This is a genomic window from Kitasatospora sp. NPDC127067 (assembly GCF_042724755.1).
In the GTDB taxonomy this organism is placed as follows: Bacteria; Actinomycetota; Actinomycetes; order Streptomycetales; family Streptomycetaceae; genus Kitasatospora; species Kitasatospora lactacystinica.
The window spans coordinates 39,160-59,745 of sequence record NZ_JBHXEM010000047.1 but is presented as its reverse complement, the minus strand read 5'-3'; the positions used below and the strand labels follow the sequence as shown (position 1 = coordinate 59,745).

17 protein-coding genes are annotated in these 20,586 nt (G+C 74.1%); 5 read left to right on the top strand and 12 right to left on the bottom strand.

Translation table 11 applies throughout. The annotated features are described in order from the left end of the window. The first annotated feature begins 192 nt into the window (after window positions 1–192). The 3 genes from ettA (at window position 193) to ACFWJ4_RS20225 (ending at window position 3,171) form a co-directional block, all read left to right on the top strand. On the top strand, window positions 193–1,857 hold the full coding sequence (gene ettA, locus ACFWJ4_RS20235) for an energy-dependent translational throttle protein EttA (protein WP_359910599.1): 1,665 nt from the start codon (window positions 193–195) through the stop codon (window positions 1,855–1,857). A gap of 142 nt (window positions 1,858–1,999) precedes the next feature. Beyond that, window positions 2,000–2,443, top strand: a complete 444-nt coding sequence (locus ACFWJ4_RS20230; RefSeq protein WP_359910602.1) for a thioesterase family protein — start codon at window positions 2,000–2,002, stop codon at window positions 2,441–2,443. A gap of 29 nt (window positions 2,444–2,472) precedes the next feature. Beyond that, a complete protein-coding gene (locus tag ACFWJ4_RS20225; protein WP_380545713.1) occupies window positions 2,473–3,171 on the top strand; it encodes a hypothetical protein in 699 nt (232 codons plus the stop codon). A 144-nt stretch (window positions 3,172–3,315) separates the two neighbouring features. Here the strand turns inward: ACFWJ4_RS20225 and ACFWJ4_RS20220 are convergent, their stop codons facing one another. The 10 genes from ACFWJ4_RS20220 to ACFWJ4_RS20175 form a co-directional block, all read right to left on the bottom strand. Continuing rightward, window positions 3,316–3,720 carry a globin gene (locus tag ACFWJ4_RS20220; RefSeq protein WP_359910607.1) on the bottom strand — a complete coding sequence of 135 codons (405 nt, stop codon included), beginning with the start codon at window positions 3,718–3,720 and terminating at the stop codon, window positions 3,316–3,318. Window positions 3,721–3,810: 90 nt separating this feature from the next. Beyond that, window positions 3,811–4,947 (bottom strand): ABC transporter permease, encoded by a 1,137-nt coding sequence (locus tag ACFWJ4_RS20215; RefSeq protein ID WP_380545711.1) that lies wholly within the window; start codon window positions 4,945–4,947, stop codon window positions 3,811–3,813. After that, entirely contained in the window at window positions 4,944–5,861 is a 918-nt protein-coding gene (locus tag ACFWJ4_RS20210; RefSeq protein WP_359910612.1) for an ABC transporter ATP-binding protein, read from the bottom strand. The genes ACFWJ4_RS20215 and ACFWJ4_RS20210 overlap by 4 nt, the downstream gene beginning before the upstream one ends. A gap of 168 nt (window positions 5,862–6,029) precedes the next feature. Beyond that, a complete protein-coding gene (locus ACFWJ4_RS20205) occupies window positions 6,030–7,121 on the bottom strand; it encodes an FHA domain-containing protein (protein WP_380545709.1) in 1,092 nt (363 codons plus the stop codon). Window positions 7,122–7,467: 346 nt separating this feature from the next. Then, complete coding sequence (locus ACFWJ4_RS20200) at window positions 7,468–8,823, bottom strand: VWA domain-containing protein (protein ID WP_380545707.1); 1,356 nt, start codon at window positions 8,821–8,823, stop codon at window positions 7,468–7,470. A 107-nt stretch (window positions 8,824–8,930) separates the two neighbouring features. Continuing rightward, complete coding sequence (locus ACFWJ4_RS20195) at window positions 8,931–10,283, bottom strand: protein phosphatase 2C domain-containing protein (protein WP_380545705.1); 1,353 nt, start codon at window positions 10,281–10,283, stop codon at window positions 8,931–8,933. 3 nt (window positions 10,284–10,286) lie between these two features. Then, on the bottom strand, window positions 10,287–12,920 hold the full coding sequence (locus ACFWJ4_RS20190) for a tetratricopeptide repeat protein (RefSeq protein WP_380545703.1): 2,634 nt from the start codon (window positions 12,918–12,920) through the stop codon (window positions 10,287–10,289). 5 nt (window positions 12,921–12,925) lie between these two features. Next, on the bottom strand, window positions 12,926–14,293 hold the full coding sequence (locus ACFWJ4_RS20185; protein ID WP_380545701.1) for a hypothetical protein: 1,368 nt from the start codon (window positions 14,291–14,293) through the stop codon (window positions 12,926–12,928). A 275-nt stretch (window positions 14,294–14,568) separates the two neighbouring features. Continuing rightward, window positions 14,569–15,531: a glutamate ABC transporter substrate-binding protein gene (locus tag ACFWJ4_RS20180; RefSeq protein WP_380545699.1), complete on the bottom strand. Its 963-nt coding sequence runs from the start codon at window positions 15,529–15,531 to the stop codon at window positions 14,569–14,571. A gap of 20 nt (window positions 15,532–15,551) precedes the next feature. Next, window positions 15,552–17,075 (bottom strand): hypothetical protein, encoded by a 1,524-nt coding sequence (locus ACFWJ4_RS20175; RefSeq protein WP_380545697.1) that lies wholly within the window; start codon window positions 17,073–17,075, stop codon window positions 15,552–15,554. A 347-nt stretch (window positions 17,076–17,422) separates the two neighbouring features. Between ACFWJ4_RS20175 and ACFWJ4_RS20170 the strand changes: the two genes are divergently transcribed. Beyond that, window positions 17,423–17,998 carry a nucleosidase gene (locus ACFWJ4_RS20170; RefSeq protein WP_380545695.1) on the top strand — a complete coding sequence of 192 codons (576 nt, stop codon included), beginning with the start codon at window positions 17,423–17,425 and terminating at the stop codon, window positions 17,996–17,998. A gap of 130 nt (window positions 17,999–18,128) precedes the next feature. On the opposite strand, the gene ACFWJ4_RS20165 is transcribed toward ACFWJ4_RS20170, so the two are convergent. Further along, window positions 18,129–19,061 carry a sigma-70 family RNA polymerase sigma factor gene (locus tag ACFWJ4_RS20165; protein ID WP_380545693.1) on the bottom strand — a complete coding sequence of 311 codons (933 nt, stop codon included), beginning with the start codon at window positions 19,059–19,061 and terminating at the stop codon, window positions 18,129–18,131. A 103-nt stretch (window positions 19,062–19,164) separates the two neighbouring features. Here ACFWJ4_RS20165 and ACFWJ4_RS20160 point away from each other — a divergent pair, with 103 nt between their 5' ends. Next, complete coding sequence (locus tag ACFWJ4_RS20160) at window positions 19,165–19,947, top strand: SDR family oxidoreductase (RefSeq protein WP_380545691.1); 783 nt, start codon at window positions 19,165–19,167, stop codon at window positions 19,945–19,947. A 37-nt stretch (window positions 19,948–19,984) separates the two neighbouring features. Here the strand turns inward: ACFWJ4_RS20160 and ACFWJ4_RS20155 are convergent, their stop codons facing one another. Next, window positions 19,985–20,581: an isochorismatase family protein gene (locus tag ACFWJ4_RS20155; protein WP_359906681.1), complete on the bottom strand. Its 597-nt coding sequence runs from the start codon at window positions 20,579–20,581 to the stop codon at window positions 19,985–19,987. Window positions 20,582–20,586: the final 5 nt, after the last annotated feature.

Below are 20,586 nucleotides of genomic sequence, written 5' to 3'. Positions count from 1 at the left end.
GCGTGCGGGGAGCCGGGCCGGTCGCGTTCGCGGGGTGGGGCGGAAGGGGCGCTGGTGGCGGGGCCCGGGCGGGTGGGGAGCGGCTCCGGATACCCCCGTGGGGTCACCTGGGCGGTTCGGGCTCCGAGCCGGGTGCGGCACAATGGAAGGCTGCAAGCCGAATTACTCCCGACGACGCCGGAGCGATCTCACGTGGCGGAATACATCTACACGATGCGCAAGGTGCGCAAGGCTCACGGAGACAAGGTCATCCTTGACGACGTGACGCTCAGCTTCCTCCCCGGAGCGAAGATCGGCGTCGTGGGCCCCAACGGCGCCGGTAAGTCCACCGTGCTGAAGATGATGGCCGGCCTGGAGCACCCCTCCAACGGCGACGCCTTCCTCTCGCCGGGCTTCACCGTCGGCATGCTGCTCCAGGAGCCGCCGCTGGACGAGTCCAAGACCGTCCTGGAGAACGTCGAGGACGGCGTCAAGGAGATCAAGGGGAAGCTCAACCGCTTCAACGAGATCGCCGAGCTGATGGCGACCGACTACTCGGACGCGCTGCTGGACGAGATGGGCAAGCTCCAGGAGGATCTGGACCACGCCAACGCCTGGGACCTCGAGGCCCAGCTGGAGCAGGCCATGGACGCGCTGGGCTGCCCGCCCGGCGACTGGCAGGTCACCAAGCTCTCCGGTGGCGAGAAGCGCCGCGTGGCGCTCTGCAAGCTGCTGCTGGAGGCCCCCGACCTGCTGCTGCTCGACGAGCCCACCAACCACCTGGACGCCGAGTCGGTGAACTGGCTGGAGCAGCACCTGGCCAAGTACGCCGGCACCGTCGTCGCCGTCACCCACGACCGGTACTTCCTGGACAACGTGGCCGGCTGGATCCTGGAGCTCGACCGCGGCCGCGCGATCGGCTACGAGGGCAACTACTCCACCTACCTGGAGAGCAAGCAGTCGCGCCTCAAGGTCGAGGGGCAGAAGGACGCCAAGCGCGCCAAGCGCCTCAAGGAGGAGCTGGAGTGGGTCCGCTCCAACGCCAAGGGCCGTCAGGCGAAGTCCAAGGCCCGTCTGGCCCGCTACGAGGAGATGGCGGCCGAGGCGGACAAGATGCGGAAGCTGGACTTCGAGGAGATCCAGATCCCGCCGGGCCCGCGTCTGGGCAGCGTCGTCATCGAGGTCGAGAACCTCAACAAGGCCTTCGGTGAGAAGATCCTGATCGACGACCTGAGCTTCACCCTGCCGCGCAACGGCATCGTCGGCATCATCGGCCCGAACGGCGCCGGCAAGACCACCCTGTTCAAGATGCTCCAGGACCTGGAGACTCCGGACAGCGGCACGGTCAAGGTCGGCGAGACCGTCAAGATCAGCTACGTCGACCAGACCCGCTCCAACATCGACCCGAAGAAGACCCTCTGGGAGGTCGTCTCCGACGGTCTGGACTGGATCAACGTCGGCCAGGTCGAGATGCCGTCCCGCGCCTACGTGTCGGCCTTCGGCTTCAAGGGCCCGGACCAGCAGAAGCCGGCCGGCGTGCTCTCCGGTGGTGAGCGCAACCGCCTGAACCTGGCGCTCACCCTCAAGCAGGGCGGCAACCTGCTGCTCCTCGACGAGCCCACCAACGACCTGGACGTCGAGACGCTCTCCTCGCTGGAGAACGCCCTGCTGGAGTTCCCCGGCTGCGCCGTGGTCATCTCCCACGACCGCTGGTTCCTGGACCGAGTGGCCACCCACATCCTCGCCTACGAGGGCGACAGCAAGTGGTTCTGGTTCGAGGGCAACTTCGAGTCGTACGAGAAGAACAAGATCGAGCGGCTCGGCGCCGACGCCGCCCGTCCGCACCGGGCCACGTACAAGAAGCTGACCCGAGGCTGACACCCAGCCGTCACAACGGCCCGGCAGACTGCCCTCCGGGGCGGCCTGCCGGGCCGCGGCCCGTCGCCACCGTCCGCCGCGTCGCGTCCCACGCCACCGGCGGTGGACGGCGGCGGGCGACCGGACACCGAGGAGAACTGCCGTGGCTCGCCACATCTACGCCTGCCCGCTGCGCTGGTCCGACATGGACGCCTTCGGGCACGTCAACAACGTGGTCTTCCTGCGCTACCTGGAGGAGGCCCGGATCGACTTCATGTTCACCCAGGCCGCCGCGGCCGGCGCCGGGGAGTTCGCGGGCGGCTCGGTGGTGGCCCGCCACGAGATCGACTACAAGCGTCCGCTGGTGCACCGGCCGGAGCCGGTCACCATCGAGACCTGGGTGACGAAGATCGGCGGCGCCTCGCTGACGGTCTCGTACGAGATCAAGGACGTCGCCGAGGACGGCAGCGACATCGTGTACGTCCGGGCGTCCACCGTGGTCGTCCCCTACGACCTGGCCGAGGGCCGGCCGCGCCGGATCTCGCCGGTGGAGCGGGAGTTCCTCGGCCGCTTCATGGACGTAGAGCCGGCCGTCGCCACCGTCTGACCCCATCTGACGATTCGAGCTGAACCGCTGTGACCATCACCGCCCGTCTCGCCCTGACCGACACCGGGGAGGCCGCCGACCTCTCCGCCTTCCTGCTGCGCCTGCTGCGCTTCGACCGGGCGGCGGCCGTCCGGCTCCAGGCGGTGGGCCCGGGAGAGGGCGACGGCGACGGCGTGCTGGCGGTCTTCGGACGGCTGCCGCTGGGCGGTTCGGGCGCGCTGGCGGTCCGTACCGTGCGGCTGGGCGGTCTGGACGGCCCGGTGGACCTGACCGTCTCGGCGGGCCAGTTGCTGGACGGCGTGGACGCCGAGGCGGGCTCCGTCGCGCTGCCCGCGCCGGTGACCGGCCCGGCCTGGGCCGGGCTGCTGCCGCCGCGCACCGGCTGGCGGCCGGTGGGCGCCCCGCCGGTGGCCGAGGTGTACCCCGAACTCATGGCCGGGGTGCAGGAGTTCCGCGAGCGCAGCGAGGCCGTCCCGGCGCACCACCGCGGCCGCACGGTGCTGGACGCGCTGGCCGACGAGATCTGGTCCCGCCCGGTCACGGTGCTGCCCGAGCTGCCGCTGCGCGCGTTGCACGCCGCGTACGTGATCGGCTTCCTGCGGCCCGGTGCCCCGCTGACCGTGCACCGGGCGGGTGGCTGGCTGCGGCTGAGCGCCCCGGCGGGCTCGGTGGCGGTGCGCACGGTGGCCGCGCCGGGCGCGGGGCTGGGGCTCAGCCCGGTCCGGTAGCCGGGCCCGCAAAACTTCGGCCCGTAAACCCCGGCCCGTAAACCCCGGCCCGTAAACCCCGGCCCGCAAACCCCGGCCCGCAAACCCCGGCCCGCAAGCCCGGAAAGACCCAGGGAAGACCTCGGGAAGACCCAGGGAACGGCCTCAGCCCGGAGTGTTGATCATCGAGGCGGCGGCGTAGGTCAGGTACTCGAGCAGCTGCTGCTCGTGCTCGGCCGGCAGCTCCAGGCTCGCCACGGCCGCCCGCATGTGGGTGAGCCAGGCGTCGTGCGCGGCCTTGTCGACCTTGAACGGCGCGTGCCGCATCCGCAGCCGGGGGTGGCCGCGCCGGTCGCTGTAGGTGCGCGGGCCGCCCCAGTACTGCATCAGGAAGAGGGCCATCCGCTCCTCGGCCGGCCCGAGGTCCTCCTCGGGGTACATCGGCCGCAGCAACTCGTCCTCGGCGATGCCCTCGTAGAACCGGTGGGCGAGCCGCCGGAAGGCCGGTTCACCGCCGACCTGGTCGTAGAAGGTCTCCTCGCTCAACGTGCCTCGCCGGATCTCTCTCACCCGACCATGGTCGCAGACGCCGACGGGGTCGTACACCGGGACCAAAGGCGTACGACCCCGTCGGGATCGGTGGACGTCAACCGGGGAGGGTCAGTCCTCCCAGCGGAACAGCTTCCAGGAGATGCCGGTCAGCACGGCCGCGAAGAGCAGCAGGCCGCCCATGGTCGGCAGGGCGTCCATGACGCCGCCGCCGCGGGTGAGCACCGACTGGGCGGAGTTGACCAGGTAGTGCAGCGGCATGACCTCGGAGACGGCCTTCAGCCAGCCCGGGGCGCCGTCCAGCGGGAAGAACGAGCCGGACAGGAAGGACATCGGCAGCACGATGATCTGCGAGATGCCGTTGGCCGCCTCCTCGGTCTTGGCGACCGAGCCGGCCAGCAGGCCGATCGACATGAAGGCGAGCGTCGCGCAGGCCACCAGCGGGATGACCAGCCACCAGTTGCCGGTGAGCTTGAGCCCGAAGAAGCTCGTCGCGACCACCAGGAAGACGGCGGTCTGCAGGAACGCGGTCAGCAGCGAGACCAGGATCCGGGAGCTGATCACGGTTCCGGCGTTGATCGGGGCCAGCCGCAGCCGCCGCAGCACCTTGGACTTGCGCCAGTTGACCAGCGTCAGCGCGGCACCGAACACCGCGCCGGTGGCGACGGCCCAGCCGAGCAGGCCGGGGGTGAGGAACTGGATCGGCTTGAGCGACTTGTCCTCGACCTGCTGGGAGTCCAGCACGAAGGCCGGCTTCTGGCCGGTGGCCGCCTGGTTGGCGGTCTGGACCACCGAGTTGAGGATGCCCTGGAGCGCGCCGGCGCGGACCTGGTCGGCGGCGGTGTAGCGCAGCTCGACCGTGCCGTCCGGGCCCTGCTTGATCAGCGCGTCGTAGTCGCCCTTGCGGACCTTCTCCAGCGTGGCGGCCTCGTCGTCGGTCTTCGTGATGGTGAGGACCTTGTCCAGCCCCGCCCGCTCGTCGCCCTGGATCGAGTCGAACAGCTTCACCGCGCCGACCTGGGCCACCTTGGCGTGGGGGCTGCCGGATCCCTTGGTCACGCTGCCGAAGAACACCAGGAACACCAGCGGGAACAGCAGGATGAAGAAGGTCGCGGTGCGGTCGCGCTTCATCCCGAGCAGCATGGCGCGGGACAGGCTCCAGAACGCGCTGACCCGCTCCCGCTCGTCGGTGGCGGGGCCGCCGTGCCGGGCCGGGGCCTGCGGCTCGGTGGAGGTGCTGGCGGTCATGCGCGGAACTCCCGTCCGGTCAGCTGGAGGAAGACGTCCTCCAGGGTGGCGCCGCGCACTTCCAGGCCGCGCAGCGCGTTCTGCTCGGCGAGGACGCTGAGCACCGGGGCCGGAACGCGGGTGGAGACGGAGAGCGAGACGGTGTCGTCCTCCAGGTTGGCGATGTCCGCGCCGGCCGCGGTCATCAGCTCCCGGGCCCGGGCGAGCGGGAGTTGGCCGGAGGCCACGCTGATCCGGACGGTGTCGTCGATCTCGCGGATCAGCGCCGCCGGGGCGCCGGTGTGGAGGATCTTGCCGTGGTCCATGATCGAGACCCGGTCGCAGAGCACCTCGGCCTCGTCCAGGTAGTGCGTGGTCAGCACGACCGTGCGGCCCTCGGCGTTGATGTCCCGCAGGAGGTCCCACAGGTTGCGCCGGGACTGCGGGTCGAGTCCGGTGGTGGGCTCGTCCAGGAAGACGAGCTCCGGGTCGTGCGCCAGTGCGCAGGCGATCGACAGGCGCTGGGCCTGGCCGCCGGACATCTGGTCGGTCAGGGTCTCGGCCTTGTCCGAGAGGCCGACCCGCTCCAGCATCGCATCGGCCCGCTTGGGGCCGACCCCGTAGAACGACGCGAAGGTGCGGATGGTCTCCCGGGCCGTCAGTTTCCGGAAGAAAGCGGTCGCCTGGAACTGCACGCCGATTCGCGGCAGCAGTTTCGGATTGCGCGGCCAGGGCTCCATGCCCAGCAGCTGGATCCGGCCCTCGTCCGGTTTCCGGACTCCTTCCAGGATCTCCATCGTGGTGGTCTTCCCGGCGCCGTTGGGGCCCAGGATCCCGTAGAACTCGCCGGCCTCGACGGTGAACGACACCCCGTCGACGGCCTGCACATCCCCGTACCGCTGACGTATGCCGTCAGCGGATATAGCAGCAGTCATGTGGCCTGAGCCTAGGGGCTGCGAAGGCTCCTGTGCACATCCGTGCGAGCGAATTTGCGGATATTTTGAAGAGGACTCAAACAAAGTCGGGCCGGGCGGATGTCGAATTCCGCCCGGCCCGAACGGAGTTGGCGCTGATGACCCATCAGGGAATGATGTGGCGGTCTTTCAGCCGCGGTGCACGGTGATGGTGGTCCAGGCGCCGATGTGGATCCGGTCGCCGTCGTTCAGCGGGATCGCGGTGTGCGGGGTGATCGGCTCCGCGCCGCCGTTCACGGTGGTGCCGTTGGTCGAGTCCTGGTCGACCAGGACCCAGCTGCCGTCCGCCTGTTCGGCGAGCAGCGCGTGCTGGTGCGAGGCGCCCGGGTCCTCCGGCGGGACGGACAGGTCGATCTCCGGCACCGTGCCGCGGTGCTGGCTGCGCCGTCCGATCCGCAGCTGGCCGCGGCCGGTCAGCGGGATCCGGCGCTCGGGGCAGTACGGCGGGAAGAACAGGCCGGCCGCCTCGGGGCCGCTGCGGGCCATCATCTCGGTGAAGTAGTCCCGGTCGGCCGCGACCACGGCGATCCAGTTAGTCCGCACCGGCTCGGCCGGGGCGGGTTCCCGGGGTTGCTGCGGCTGTGCCTGCTGCGGCGGGGCCAGGTTGAAGGAGGTGCCGAAGTCGCCGCCGCGGCTGTTCGGGCCGGGGCCGGCCGGGTGGGCGTAGACCGGGCCGGAGTCCTCGCGCACGGAGGTGTCGGGGAACGCGCCCTCCGGCGCGGGCCCCTCGCCCCCGGCGTGGTGGCCGGGAGGTGCTGCCGGCCCGGTGCCGGGCTGGGCGGGCGGGTAGCCGTAGGTGTGCGGGTGTCCGGGGGCCTGCGGCTGCTGCTGGACGGGCGGCGCGACGGCCTGCTGGGCGGCCGGCGGCTGTCCGAACGGTGACTCTCCGAACGGGGGCTGGCCGGCCGGGGCGTGACCGAACGGCGGCTGGCCGAACGGGGGCTGGCCGGCGGGCGCATGACCGGGCGGGGCCTGCGGCGGGGTGCCGCCGTAGGCCGCCGGGATGTTCAGCGGCGGCTGCTGGGCCGGGCCGGGCGGGAGGTGGCCGGCGCCGGGCGCCTGGCGGCGCGAGGGCGTGGAGAGGTCGTAGTCGTAGCCGCACTCCTCGCAGAACCGTCCGGTCTGCGGGCTGCGGCAGATCGGGCAGACGGCCAGGCCCGCGGTGAGGCCCTGCGGCCCGGCCTGGGGCTGGACGGCCCCGTGCGGGGGCGGGGGCACCATGCCCGGGGGCGGCAGGGGTGCCCCGGGCGGCGGGACGGCTCCCGGGGGGACGGCCCCCGGCGGCATCGGCGGCGGAGGCGGCGGAGCGCCGAAGGACGCGCCGCCGTACCCCGGGTGGTGTCCGGCGTGCGCGCCGGGCGCGGGGTCGGCCCCGGGCGCCCCCGGGTAGCCTCCGTGCGCCCCCGGCGTGGGAGCCGGCGGAGTCATCGGGAAGCCGCAGAAGTCGCACCAGTCCTCGGCCTGCGACTCGTGGCCCCTCGGGCAGATCGGCATCAGGTCCCCCTCGTTTCGGGCCGGCTCGGTGCGGCGTCGCGCCGGGGTGCCGGCCCGGTCACGTCTTCAGCGGTCACTTCTTCACACGTACCGTCTTGGTCGACCGGGTCTCAAGGGTCATCGAGTCGGCCTCGCTCACGTTCTTACGGAACCGAACCGTACCCTCCTTCGGGTCCACCACGTCCACCACCTTCTGGAGCAGCTTGTAGGTGCCCTCGTTCCCGGTCGCGTGGGCGATCCGGACGGCCGCGCCCAGCTTGGCGGTCGCGCGGTCGACGTCCCCGGCCCGGTGGGCCTCCAGGCCCTCCTGGATGGAGGAGGCGAGCTCGGCCTGCCCGGTGTAGTGGGCGACCTGCGGGCTGATCCGGGTGGAGGAGGCCAGGTCGTCGGTCCAGACCGCCTTGACCAGGCCCTGGGTGAGCACCTCCGGGGTGCCGCCGGCGACCTGGTCGGGCAGCACCAGGCTGATCCGGGCGGCCAGCATCTCGTTGCCGACCGAGGCGGCCGGCACCTCGACGCAGACGTGGTAGTCGCGGCTCTCGTCGCCCCAGGAGCCGGTGGGGTAGTCGCCGGCCCGGGGCCCGGCCTCGGTGCGGCGGGAGGTCAGGTCCTCGACCGCGGGGGCGACCTGCTTGACGAACCTGACCGTGGCGTTGGCCGGGGTCCAGATCCGCAGGGCGACGTCGGCGACCTGCTTGCCCATCGCCCCGGCCATCATCGAGCGGAAGTCCTCGGCCAGGCCGGAGGGTTCGGCGACGATGTCGGTGGTGCCGAGCAGCGCCGAGGAGATCCTGCGCAGCTCGTCGATCCGCCAGTCGGTGCCCACGCCGCGGCAGTCGGCGGTGAAGTGGCCGGTCACCAGTTCGATGGTGCGGGCCAGGTCCTCGGCGGACTCGTGCTCGTTGTTGCCGTCGGTGAGCAGGACGGCGTGCCGGATGGCGATGTCGCGGCGGGTGAGGAAGAGCTTGTCGGCCTTGGCCAGCCAGGTGCCCATCGCGGTGCCGCCGGCGGCGGTGAGCCGGCGCAGCGACTCCTTGGCCTGCCCGCGGGTGGTGGCGGAGGCGGTGGCGAGGGTGCCGTCGCCGGGGTAGATGTCGCGAGCCTCGTGGGTGCCGGCGACCACGGCGAAGGCGGTGCCGTCGCGCAGCGCGTCGATGGCGGCGGCGGTGGCCTCGCGGGCGCCGTGGATCTTGCTCTTGGGGTAGTCCATCGAGCCCGAGCAGTCCACCAGGATGACCACGGCGGCCGCGCTGCCGGTGCCCGCCGGGGTGGCGTCGGCGAAGCCGAGCGGCCGGCCGCCGGAGGTGCCGCCGCCGGTCGCGGTGACGGTGACGATGGCGTTGACCTCGCGGGCGCCGTCGGCCAGGTACTCGTTCTGGAAGATCTCCACGTTGAACCTGGGCAGGTTCGGCTTCGCCAGTGTTGCCATGGGGCGGTCGGCTCCCGTCGGGTGAGGGGTGGACGTGCTCAGGACGGTGGGGCGGCCCGCCGGGCGGGCCGGCGGGCCGTGCTGCCGGGGCGTCCGGCGGGTGTCGGTCAGGCCGTCGGAGGGTGCGGCGGCTGCGGCGGGACGGGCGGGGCGACGGGCGGCGCGCCGGGCGGGGCCGGAGCGGCGGGGACGACCGGCGGGAGGGCCGGTGCCGGGGGCACCTCCGGCGGCGCCGGCGGGACCGGCGGGACCGGGGGCAGCGGGGCGGCGGGGGAGCCGATCACCGGGAGGTCCGGCAGGGTCGGATCGTGGTCCTCGTCCTCCTCCGCGGCCGGTCGGCCGGCCGGCCGCGGAGCGATCACCGGCAGGTCCAGCGCGGTGGGGGTCTGCTCGGCCTCCTCGACGGCGGCGGCCGGCGGGTCGATCGGCAGCACGGCGACGGTGATGTTGTCGTGGCCGCCGGCCGCGACCGCGAACTTCACCAGGGTCTGCGCGGTGGCGAGCGGCTCGGTGCGGGCGTCCGGGCGCACGTAGTACGCCAGGTCGGTGGCCGCCTCGGCGTAGTTCCACAGCCCGTCGGTGCAGATCAGCACCACCCCGGGGACGTGCGGGGTGAAGTCGAGGGTGTGCGGCACGACCTCCTCGGCGTCGGCGCCGAGCCAGCCGGTGATCGCGTGCGCGCGGGGGTCGGAGTAGGCCTCGGCCTCGCTCATCAGCCCGGCCTCGACCATCCGGGCCGCCCAGGAGTCGTCCTGGGTGAGCCGGAAGGGCTCGGCGGCGGCGCGGTCGTCCGGGATCCAGTACGCCCGGGTGTCGCCGACCCACCCGATGGTGACCCGTCCGCCCGCGGCTATGGCGCTGACGTAGGTGCAGGCGGGCGCGTTGAGGTCGGGGCGGGTGGGGCCGGCGCCGTCGGTGGCGAGGTCGGCGACGGCCTTGGCGGCGTCGGCGATGGCCTGGTGCATCGCCCGGTTCGGGTCCCGGCCGGCCTCCAGGGCGGTCAGCAGCGACTCGGAGGCGGCGTCCACGGCCGTCTCCGAGGCCTCGTCCGGGCGGTCGGAGGAGGAGACGCCGTCGCACACCACGGCGACCACGACCGGCTCGCCGCCGGGCAGCGAGGTCGCGGCGACGGTGAAGGAGTCCTCGTTGCGGTGGTGGCGCACGCCGCGGTCGCTGACCCCGGCGACGCCCCCGAGCGACTTCTCCATGTGGTCGCGCGGACGCGGCTGGGCGCCGCCGCAGCCCTCGCAGTAGCCGTCCGGGGCGACCTGCGGCTGCCCGCAGTGCACGCAGACCGGCCCGCGCGGCGACGGTACGGCCTCGCCGCGCGCGGCGGCCCAGCTCGTCGGCATCGAGCCGGGGGCCGCCCGGCCGTTCCGGCCGGTCCCGCAGGAGCCGCAGAAGGCGTCCTCCTGGTCCATCGGCTCCGAACAGCTCGGGCACTCGGTCTGCTGCGGCATCTGCTACACCCACGTCCTGGGACGGGCACGGTTGGCCCGTTCCACCATCTCGATCCTGATCTCGGCCCGGTCGGCCAACCGGGCGAGTACCCGGTAGGACTGTTCCAGGGCGAAGCGCAGTTCCCGCTCCTGTGCGGGACGTCCCAGTACCACCAGGTCGGTGGCCCTTCGGCCGGCGGCCGCCTCGGCGCCGACCCAGCCGAGGGCCGCGTCGAGCACCTCGACCGCGAGCTCCTCGCGGCGGCGGGAGTCCAGCCGCAGCGCGGTCAGCTGCGCGGAGCTCGCGCCGAGGTCGAGGGCCAGGTCGTCGGTGGCCGGGCGCTCGCGCAGCCGGGCCCGGACGGCGGCGATCCGGGCGGCCGTGTACTGGTTGGAGGTGGCCGGGACGGTCTCCAGGACGCGGACCGCGCCGGTCCGGTCCTCCTCGGCCAGCCGGACCCGGGCCAGCCCGAAGGCGGCGCTCAGGTAGGCGTGGTCGGTGGCCCACACCAGTCGGTAGAACTCGGCCGCGTCGCCGCCGTCGGCGAGCAGTTCGGCGCAGATGGCGAGGGCCAGCTTGGGGGCGGCCTCGCCGGGGAAGGCGTCGTAGACCGCGTCGAAGGCCTCCGCGGCGGCCCGCAGGGCCGCGACCCGCCCGCTCGCCTCCGGGCGCTCCTCGCTCTCGGCGCCGGCGCGCTCCTCGGCCCGGGGCGGGGCCTCGCTGCCGACCAGCGCGGTCAGGCCGCGGTACCAGACCACCCGCCAGTCGTCCGGCTGGTCCTGTTCCAGTTCGGCGAGGCGGCGCACGGCGTCCGGGTGGCGGCCGAGTTCGAGCAGGGTGCGCAGTTCGCGCAGCCGGCTCTCGACCGAGACGGTGGGCGCGGCGGCCAGCGCGGCGAGCGTCTCCTCGGGGTCGGGGGTGACCAGGACGGCCAGGAAGCCGGCGTTGGGGTCACCGGGGTCGACCCGGGGGACGGGCAGCGCGAGGGCGGCGGCGGCCGGGTCCAGGGGGGCCACCCGGAGCTGTCCGGCCTGTTCGGTGGGCAGCACCAGCTCGGTGTCGACGACGCGCAGTTCGGGGCCGAACAGGGTGGACGGCGCGGGCCGGGGCCGGTCGTCCTGGAGGGCCATGATCTCCCGCAGCACGCCGGTGAGCTGGTCGGCCATCTCCTCGGCGGAGGCGAAGCGGCGGGCCGGGTCCGGGTCGGTGGCGCGGACCAGGAAGCGGTAGTAGGACTCGTACCGGGCGAAGGCCTCGACCTGCTCGGGGCCGGGCAGTGAGTCGCGGTAGGTGCCGCTGTAGCCCTGGAAGTCGAAGGTGAGCACCGCGAGGGTGCGGGCCACGGTGTACAGGTCGGAGGCGACGGAGGGGCCGTCGGTGGCGATCTCCGGGGCCTGGTAGCCGATGGTGCCGTAGATCGGGCCGTCGTCGTCGAGCCGGCGGACCGCGCCCATGTCTATGATCTTGAGCGTGTCGCCGCTCTGGATCACGTTGTCGATCTTGAAGTCGCAGTACACCAGGCCCCGGCCGTGCAGGTACCCCAGGGCCGGCAGCGCCTCCAGCGCGTAGGCGATCGCCTGCTCGACCGGCAGCGGCTCGCGCCGGCCGTCCGCGGTGCGGCGCTCGTTGGCGATGTCCTTGAGCGACTTCCCGCCGACGTACTCCATCACGATGTAGCCGTCGGTGGCGCCGGTGCGCAGGTCCGGGTGCTCGGCGAAGTTGATGATCCGGACGATGTTCGGGTGGTCCACCTCGGCCAGGAAGCGCCGCTCGGCGACGGCCACCGCGAGCGCGTCCTCGTCCCCGGTGTCCAGCAGGCCCTTGAGCACCACCCACTTGTCGTTGACCCGCCGGTCCACCGCCAGGTAGATCCAGCCGAGCCCGCCGTGCGCCAGGCAGCCCACCACCTCGTACTGCCCGCCGACCAGGTCGCCGCGGCGCAGCTTGGGCGTGAACGAGTACGGCGTGCCGCACTTGGTGCAGAAGCCGTCCGGGCGGCCCGGGCTGCCGTTCTTCTCCCGGCCCACCGGGGCCTCGCACTTGGAGCAGAACCGCTTGCGCTCGGGCACCTCGGGGTTGGCCAGTACGGCCCGGGACGGGTCGGCCGCCTCGACGGTCGGTACGGTGACCAGGCCGGCGCCCAGCCGGCTGCGGGTGCCCGCGGTGCCGCCGCCCCGGGTGGAGCGGACCGAGAGCGAGCGGCCGCTGCCGGTGCGGGTGGAGCGGTGCGAGCGGGAGCGGCCGGACATCGTACGGGCCGAGCCGGTGCGGGCCGACATCGAACGGGCCGGGCCGCCGGAGCCGGTGGGGCCGGAGCCGGGGGAGACCCGGGCGGAGGGGACGTAGGGCTGGGTGACGCCGGTGTCGCCGCCGGGCGGGGTCAGGCCGCACTCGTCGCAGTAGCCGTCCGGGTCGATGGTGCCGGAGCAGTCGCGCGGGCAGGGCGAGCCGGGGCCGGCGGCCGCCGGTGCTCCGGTTCCCGGTGCTCCCGTCGGTGCTCCCGTCGTAGGTGCTCCCGTCCCCGCGGTCCCCGTCGTCGCCCCCCCGGGCGTGGCGGTGGTCCTGGCCGCCGGGGCCAGCCCGCACTCGTCGCAGTAGCCGTCGGCGTCGATCCTGCCGCTGCCGGAGCACTCCGGCCGTTCGCACGTCCCGCCCATCAACCTCAGCCCCCCTGAACCTCTCCGTCGGCCGGCGGCCGGCCGGCCGCCTCCTGAGCCTGCCCGGTTCCGGCCTCGGTGTGGGCCGGCCGCAGCGACTGCTGGAACCGGGCCACCGCGGCGGCCGCCGCCCGCAGGTCGCAGGGCGCGCTCCACAGCAGCCAGCGCGCCTTCTCGTACCGCTCGATCACTTCCGGGTCCTCGGAGACCCGCAGCCGGGCCGCCATCGCCTTGTAGGCGTCCAGCCGGCCGCGCAGCTCGGCCCGGACGGCCAGCGGCTGGGTCACCTCGGTGAGCGACTGCCGGGCCCGGGTCAGCTCCTTGGCGGCGGCGTCCTCCAGCGTGTCCAGCAGCGGTGCCAGCCGGCCCCACTGCCCGGCCTGGCGCAGGTCCAGCGCCGCGACGATCCGCTCGCGCAGCGCCGAGGCCGGTCCGGGCACCGCCGGGACGTCGCTGGACGCTATCTTCGCCAGCACCTCTCCGCGCGCCTGGCGGGCCTCGGCCAGAGTGGCGTCGGCCCGCTGGAGCAGGTCGCCGACGCCCTGGAGGCGGTCCTCGGCCTCGTCGCGCAGCCGCAGCAGGTCCTCCAGCTCCAGCCGGACGCCGTCCAGTGCCCGCCCGGCCCGGTCGAACCGCTCGGTGTCCACCACCCCGGCCGGGCCGGCGAAGGCCGAGCCCTCCGGGACCGTGCCGCGCTGGGCGGGCACCCGGGCCGGGCGCCACAGCGCCAGCGGGTCCCCGCGCACCTCGGTGCGCAGCTCGGTGAGGTCCTTCTCGATGCCGGCCAGGTCGTCGCCCAGCGGGTGGGCGCCGGTGCGCACGCCGAGCGAGGCGGCCAGGGTGCGCACCCGCTGGAGCTCGGCCAGCAGCAGGTCGATCCGGGCCGGCAGCGCCGACCAGACCGCGTCGGCGGCGCTGACCACCTCCAGCACGGTGGCGTACCAGGAGTTCATCCGGGTCATCAGCGCGTCCAGGCTGATCCGTTCGACCAGCTTGGCGGGCGCGCCGAGCACCTGCGGGCCGTCCGGCACCACCCCGCCCGGGACGGTCACCGCGTCGCCGGTCAGCAGTTCGCTCAGCTCGGCGAGTTCGGGTGTGCCGGGCTTGGCCTTGCGGGCCCGGACGGCCCGGGCCGAGGCCAGGGCCTCGGAGTAGCGGTCGAACAGCGCCCAGAGCAGCGGCAGTCCCTTGCCGGCGACCGACCAGCGCTCCAGGGTGCGCCCGGACAGCTCGGCGCCGTCCAGCAGCCGCAGGCCCGGGTGGTCCTGGAGGGCGAGCAGCGCCGATTCGACCGCGTCCCGCTCCGCGCCGAGGCGGGCGAGCGCGCGGTCGACCTCCTCCCGGCTCAGTACCGGGCCAGCCGATGCCGCCACCGCGGTGTCCTTCCTTCCTCGCGTGCGATCCCGACGTACCTGACGTGCTCGACGTACCGGACGTGCGGTCCCACGACAACCCCCGTGTCCACCACCGGTCTCCCCGTGGTGATCGTCCCGAACCCTAGCCGGTGGCCGTTCGGACGGAGCGGGCGCGGGGCGTCAACGTGCCGTCGACGCCCCGCTGACGGATCGTGCGCCACCTCCCCCGCGCCGTCCCCCGCGCCGTTCTGCGCCGTCCCGCGCGCCGCCCCCGGACCTGCCCCGACGCCGGATCAGTGCGGTGCGGGCCAGTAGTGCTCGGCCTCGTTGAGCATGTACGGCTTGAGCCAGCGTTCGTACGAACGGGTCCAGTCGCCGCGCGCGTAGTAGTCGGCCAGGACCTGGTTGACCCGGGCGGTCAGGTCGGTGCTGTCCTTCAGCATGGCGACGCCGATCACCTCCGGCTGGGCCTCGCCGTCCACGATCCGCACGGTCTGGTCCTGCGCGGCCTGGCCGGCCGCCAGGCCGTTGTCGGTCATGGTGGCGTCGACCTTGCCGAGCTGCATCAGGACCAGGCAGTCCAGCTGGTTCTCCACCGTGACGACCTGCCGGGCGGTCTTCCTCTCCTTGACCACGGTCAGGGCGGTGGAGCCGTCGGCGGCGCAGACCGCCTTGTCCTTGATCGCGTCGTCGATGTTCTTCGCCGGCGACGACTTCGGCACCAGGACGCGCTGGCTGATGTTGAAGTACGGCTTGGAGAAGGCGACGTCCTCCATCCGCTTGCAGTTGATCGTCATGGTGCGGACGATCAGGTCGACCCGGCCCTTCTTGATGGCGTCGATCCGGTCGGCCGTGGCCACCGGCTTGAGCACCACCTTGTCCGGGTCGCCCATGACGGCCGCGCCGATCGCCCGGGCGAGGTCGATGTCGAAGCCCTCGATCTGGCCGGTGTTCGGGTTGCGGGCGCCCCAGCGGTAGCTGTTCTGGTCCACGCCGATCACCAGGCTGCGCCGGGCCTTGACGGCCTTCACGGCCGGGCCGTCGTCGGTGCTCGGCGGCACGCTCCGGTAGACGTCGCAGCCGTCGGCCTGGTCCTGCTGGTCCTGGTGCACGGCCAGCGGCACGGCGGTCACGGCCGCCGGCGCGGCGCCGACCGGGCCGCCCCCGGTGAGCACGGCCGTGCCGGCCGCCAGCAGCGCGAGCGCGGCGGCGGTCCTGGTCCTTCTCCTCGATCCGCTGGATCCTCTGGTGCGCATCGCGTCTCCCCCTCTGCCCGTCACCGGTACTCGGCCAGTCGCCGGCCCAGGCCCCGCAGCGCGGCGGTCGCGGCCACCAGGCCGAGCAGCGCGGCGGCGACGGCGGCGGCGCGCAGGTCCCCGCCGGTGCCCTCGGCGGCCTTGTCGAAGCGGTCCTGCTCGATGTCGGCGGCCCGGGCGAGCGCCTTGTCGGTGGCGTTGAAGGCGGCGTCGGCGGTGGCCGCGTCGCCCTTGGCCGTCACGGTGGCCTCCAGGGCGCCCTGGTAGTCGGCGTTGTCGACCTCCTGGGTCCGGGCGGCGTCGTGCCGCCGGCGCCACTCCTCGAACTGCTTCGAGGCGTCCACGACGCTCGGCAGGGCGGCCGACGGCGCCAGCCGGACGGCCTGTGGCAGCGAGCCGTTGGACCGGTCCGGCGGGAGGTCCTTGGCCCCGGCCAGGTGTTCGGTGGCCTTCGTCCACTGGTCGGCGTACCTGGTGGTCGAGCCGCGGGCGACGAAGTGCAGGTTCTCCGCCAGCCGGGCGGTCAGTACGTCCACCCGGGCGGTGTTGAGCGCCCGCAGCGGGGCCGCGCCCTCGCGGTTGCTCCGCTGGAGCGCCGAGCTGGTGGTCAGCCCGGTGACGGTGAGCCACAGGGCGCCGGACAGGACGGCGGCGGTGGCGCCCAGCAGCCCGATGTTGAACACCCGGTTGGTGCGGCGGAACAGCGTCAGCTGCACCCAGGCCAGCGCGGCCAGGGCGACCAGCGCCAGGCCGTACGCCGCCCACGGGACCGCTCTGGCCTCGGCGTAGTCGTCGGACAGCTCCCGGTTCTCGACGGCGGCCAGTTCGGCGGCGGTCGGCAGCAGGACGGTCTGCATCTGCTCGGAGGCGTACCGCAGGTAGGCGCCGCCGAGCGGTATGCCCTGCCGGTTGTCGGCCCGCGCGGTCTCCACCAGGCCGGCGTACACCGGGAGTTGCTGGTTCAGCCGGGCGAGCGAGCCCTGCGCGGGCGAGGTCGCGGTGGTCCGGGCGGCGGCCTGGGCGATCAGCTTGGCGGCGGTGGCGATGTCCTGCTCGTAGCGGTTGCGGACCTCGTCGGGCTCGGCGCCGGCCAGCAGGAAGCCGCTGGCCGCGGTGGTGGCGGCGTCGGCCAGGTTGCGGTGGATCTCGGCGGCGTCCCGGCTGAGCGGCTGGCTGTACGAGACCACCCGGTCGGCGGCCTGGGCCCTGGTCTCCAGTTGCCAGGCAGTGAGCCCGCCGAAGGCCACGGTGAGCACCGCGAGCACCACGCCGGCCAGCCGCAGCCGGCCGGGGGGTGTGCGGGTGGCCTGCGCGAGCCGGGCGCGCACGCCGGTGGCGACGGCCGCCGGAGGGCGCTTCGCGGGCGCCCCGCCGGGTCTGGGTGCCGGGGGCGCCCCGCCGGACTTCGCGAGCGGGGCCGATCCGGGGACGGCCGGTGCCCCCGGTGCGGCCGTCGCCACCGCTGCGCCCGGCGCCCCCGGCAGCTGGTTCGGCCGTGCCGGGAACGCGGCGCCGGACGCGCCGCTGCCTACTGGTGTTGCCACCCGCCTCATCCTCCCCTGGGGCCGGGCCCGTCCCCGGGGCCCGACCGATGGCAGCAGTATGGCCGTGACTCCCCCCGGCCACACCTGACTTGCGCCGATCTTGAGCATGTCGTGCACGTTCCCGGGACGGCCGGTACCACTGGTGCGGCGGGTGCCGCCGGTACCGCCCGTGCCCGTCGGTCCGGCCCTTTCGGCTCGGGCCGCTCCCACCGGTCGTCCCGAGAGGTGGCGAACCGTCCGACGCGGGCCGCACCCTACGCGGTTCCCTCGCCCGGGCGGAGCGCGGGGGTCCGGTTGAGGGCGCGCAATCCCGGGTGCGGCGACCCCTCGCTCCGTACGATGGAGGTATGCGCCTGCTTGGAACGATCTCGCCCGACCGCCCGCTGCTCGTCGTCGCCGTGCGCGAGGAGGCCGCCCACCTGGACGACCGCCTGCCCGTGCTGCTCACCGGGATCGGGAAGGTCAACGCCGCCGTCGCGCTGGCCACCGTCCTCGCGCAGGGCGAGAAGCCGTCCGAGGTGATCAACCTCGGCACGGCCGGTGCGCTGCGCCCCGGCTGGGAGGGCACCCACCACGTGGTCCAGGTGATCCAGCACGACCTTGACACCGCCGCCCTGCACGCGCTCACCGGGCGTGAGTACGGCGCCCCGCTGGTGATCGGCAAGGGAGACGGCCCGGTGCTGGCCACCGGGGACCTCTTCGTCTCCGACACGGCCGCCCGCGACCGGCTCGCCGAGCACGCCGACCTGGTGGACATGGAGGGCTACGCCGTCGCCACCGTCGCGCACCGGGCCGGGCTGCCGGTGCGGCTGGTCAAGCACGTCAGCGACGAGGCCGGGGACGGTGCGGAGCACAGCTGGAAGGAGGCGGTGGACGACTGCGCCCGGAAGCTGGCCGACTGGGTGGTCGCCCAGGGCTGGTGACGCCTGCTCAAGGGGGGTGCCTGCTCAAGGGGTCGCCTGCTCAGGGTGACGCCTGCTCAAGGGGGGCGCAGGGGTGTGGAACGGGGTGGGAGGGCGACGGCCCTCCCACCCCGTTCCGTGCGCCCGCGCGTCACTGCTCCCGGAAGTCCGTGAGGTCCAGGGCCGCCAGCCGCTCCGGGTCGGTGAGCACGTCGATCGCGACGATCGCGCCGTCCACCACGGTGAAGGCCATGATCGACAGCGCCCGGCCGTTGTCGCCGACGACCACCGCGCCGGCGGTGCCGTTGACCAGCGCCGGGCGGGCGAACGGCGACAGCGTGCCCCACAGGACGGCCTGGCCGGCCACCGTGCCGGCGCCCGAGAGCACCACCGTGTGCCGGGCCATCGCCGTGCCGCCGTCCGAGCGCAGCACCACGTCCGGGTCGAGCACGGCGACGAGCGCGTCCAGGTCGCCGTTGCGCGCGGCGGCGAAGAAGGCGTCCACGGCCCGCCGCTGCCGGCCGAGGTCCGGGTCGGGCGCGGGCGCCTGCCCCTGCACCTTGCGGCGGGCCCGGCTGGCCAGCTGGCGGGTGGCGGCGGCGGTCCTCTCGATCAGCGGGGCGATCTCCTCGAAGGGCACCGCGAAGAGGTCGTGCAGCACGAAGGCGACCCGCTCGGCCGGTGACAGCGACTCCATCACCACCATCAGCGCCAGCCCGACCGAGTCCGCGAGCATCACCTCCTGCTCCGGGTCCACGACGCCCTCGCGCCGCAGCAGCGGGTCCGGGATGCGCGGCGGGCCCGGCTCGCCGCCCGGACCGGCGGGTTCCAGCGGCTCCTCGCGGCGCTGGGCGCGGGTGCGCAGCAGGTTCAGGCAGACCCGCGAGACCACCGTGGTGAGCCAGCCGCCGAGGTTGGCCACGCCGGCGGTGTCGGTGCGGTCGTAGCGGAGCCAGGCCTCCTGGAGGGCGTCCTCGGCCTCGCTGATCGAGCCGAGCATCCGGTACGCGACGGCGCGCAGGTGCGGGCGCTGCTCCTCGAAGAGCGCGGCCCGGGCAGAGCTCTCGTCCACCTTCTCGTCCACGTGTCACATTCCTTCGTCGCCGGGGGTCAGGGCAGCAGGAGCCACCCAACAACGGCCGCGGCGGGGAGATCAACTCCCGGCCCGGGACGAAACGGAGACGATCATGACGAAGCACACCGTGCTGGTCACCGGCGGGACCGGAACCCTGGGCCGGCAGGTGGTCCCGCTGCTGCGCGCGGCCGGGCCGCCGGTGCGCGTGCTCAGCCGGCAGGACCGTCCGGACGCCGACGGCGTGGCGTACGTGCGCGGCGACCTCCTCGGCGACCCGGCGACGGCGGCCCGGCAGCTGGACGCGGCGCTGGCCGGGGTGGACACCGTGCTGCACCTGGCCGGCGGCCCCAAGGGCGACGACGTCGCCACCCGGCTGCTGGTCGCCGCCGCGCGGCGGGCCGGGGTGCGGCACCTGGTGTACATCTCGGTGATCGGCGCGGACCGGCTGCCGCTCGGCTACTTCCGGGCCAAGCACGCCGCCGAGCGGGCGGTGGCCGACTCGGGCCTGCCGTACACGATCCTGCGGGCCGCGCAGTTCCACGACCTGGCGTTCACGGTGGCGGAGAAGATGGCCCGGCTGCCGCTCGTCCCGGCCCCCGGCGGGGTGCGCTGGCAGCCGGTGGACGTGCGGGAGGTCGCCGCCCGGCTGGTGGAGCTGGCGCTGGGCGGGCCGGCCGGGCCGGTGCCCGACCTGGCCGGTCCCACGGTGTACGAGATGGGCGAGCTGACCCGCGGCTACCTCGCGGCGCGCGGCCGCAGCCGCCGGCACCTGCCGCTGCGGGTGCCGGGCAGGGTCGGGCGGGCGTACCGGGCGGGGGAGAACCTGGCCCCGGCGGGGGCCGAGCACGGGCGGCGGACCTGGGAGGAGTACCTGGCGGAGCGGCTGGCGGGCTGAGGAGTGTCCGTGGCGGTCCGTGGGGTCGAGCCGCTGTTCAGGCCTTGGCCGCCCGGAGCACCTGCTCCGTCGTCACGACCTTGGCGAAGCGCATCGCGTGCAGGGTGGTGGCCGTGGCGCGGGCGAGGTCGGCGGCGGGGACGGTGGTGCCGTCGGGGCCGGTCATGTCGAAGGAGTGCATGGCGTCGACGGGGAAGACCGCGTCGTAGCCGAGGTTGCCGGCCATCCGGGCGGTGGTCTCGTTGCACACGTTGGTGATGATCCCGGTGACCACCACCTGCCGGGCGCCGCGCTCCTGGAGCCAGGCGTGCAGGTCGGGGGTGCCGTAGAAGGCGCTGTTGACGGTCTTGGTGACGTGCAGGGCGGGGGTGACGTCGGCGACGAAGTCCTTCAGCCCGTGCCCCGGGGTGCCCTCGGCGAGCGGGCCGGCCGGGGAGGTGTGCTGCACGGTGACGATCGGGCGGCCGGTGGCCTGCCAGGCGGCGATCAGCTCGGCCATCCGCTGCTCGGCCCGCGGGTTGTCGCGGGGGCCCCAGAAGGCGGTGTCCTCGAAGCCCTTCTGGACGTCGATGAGCAGCAGGACGGCGTCCTGGTCGAGGGTGAGGGGGGCGTCGAAGGCGTCGGTGTTCGTCATGCCGT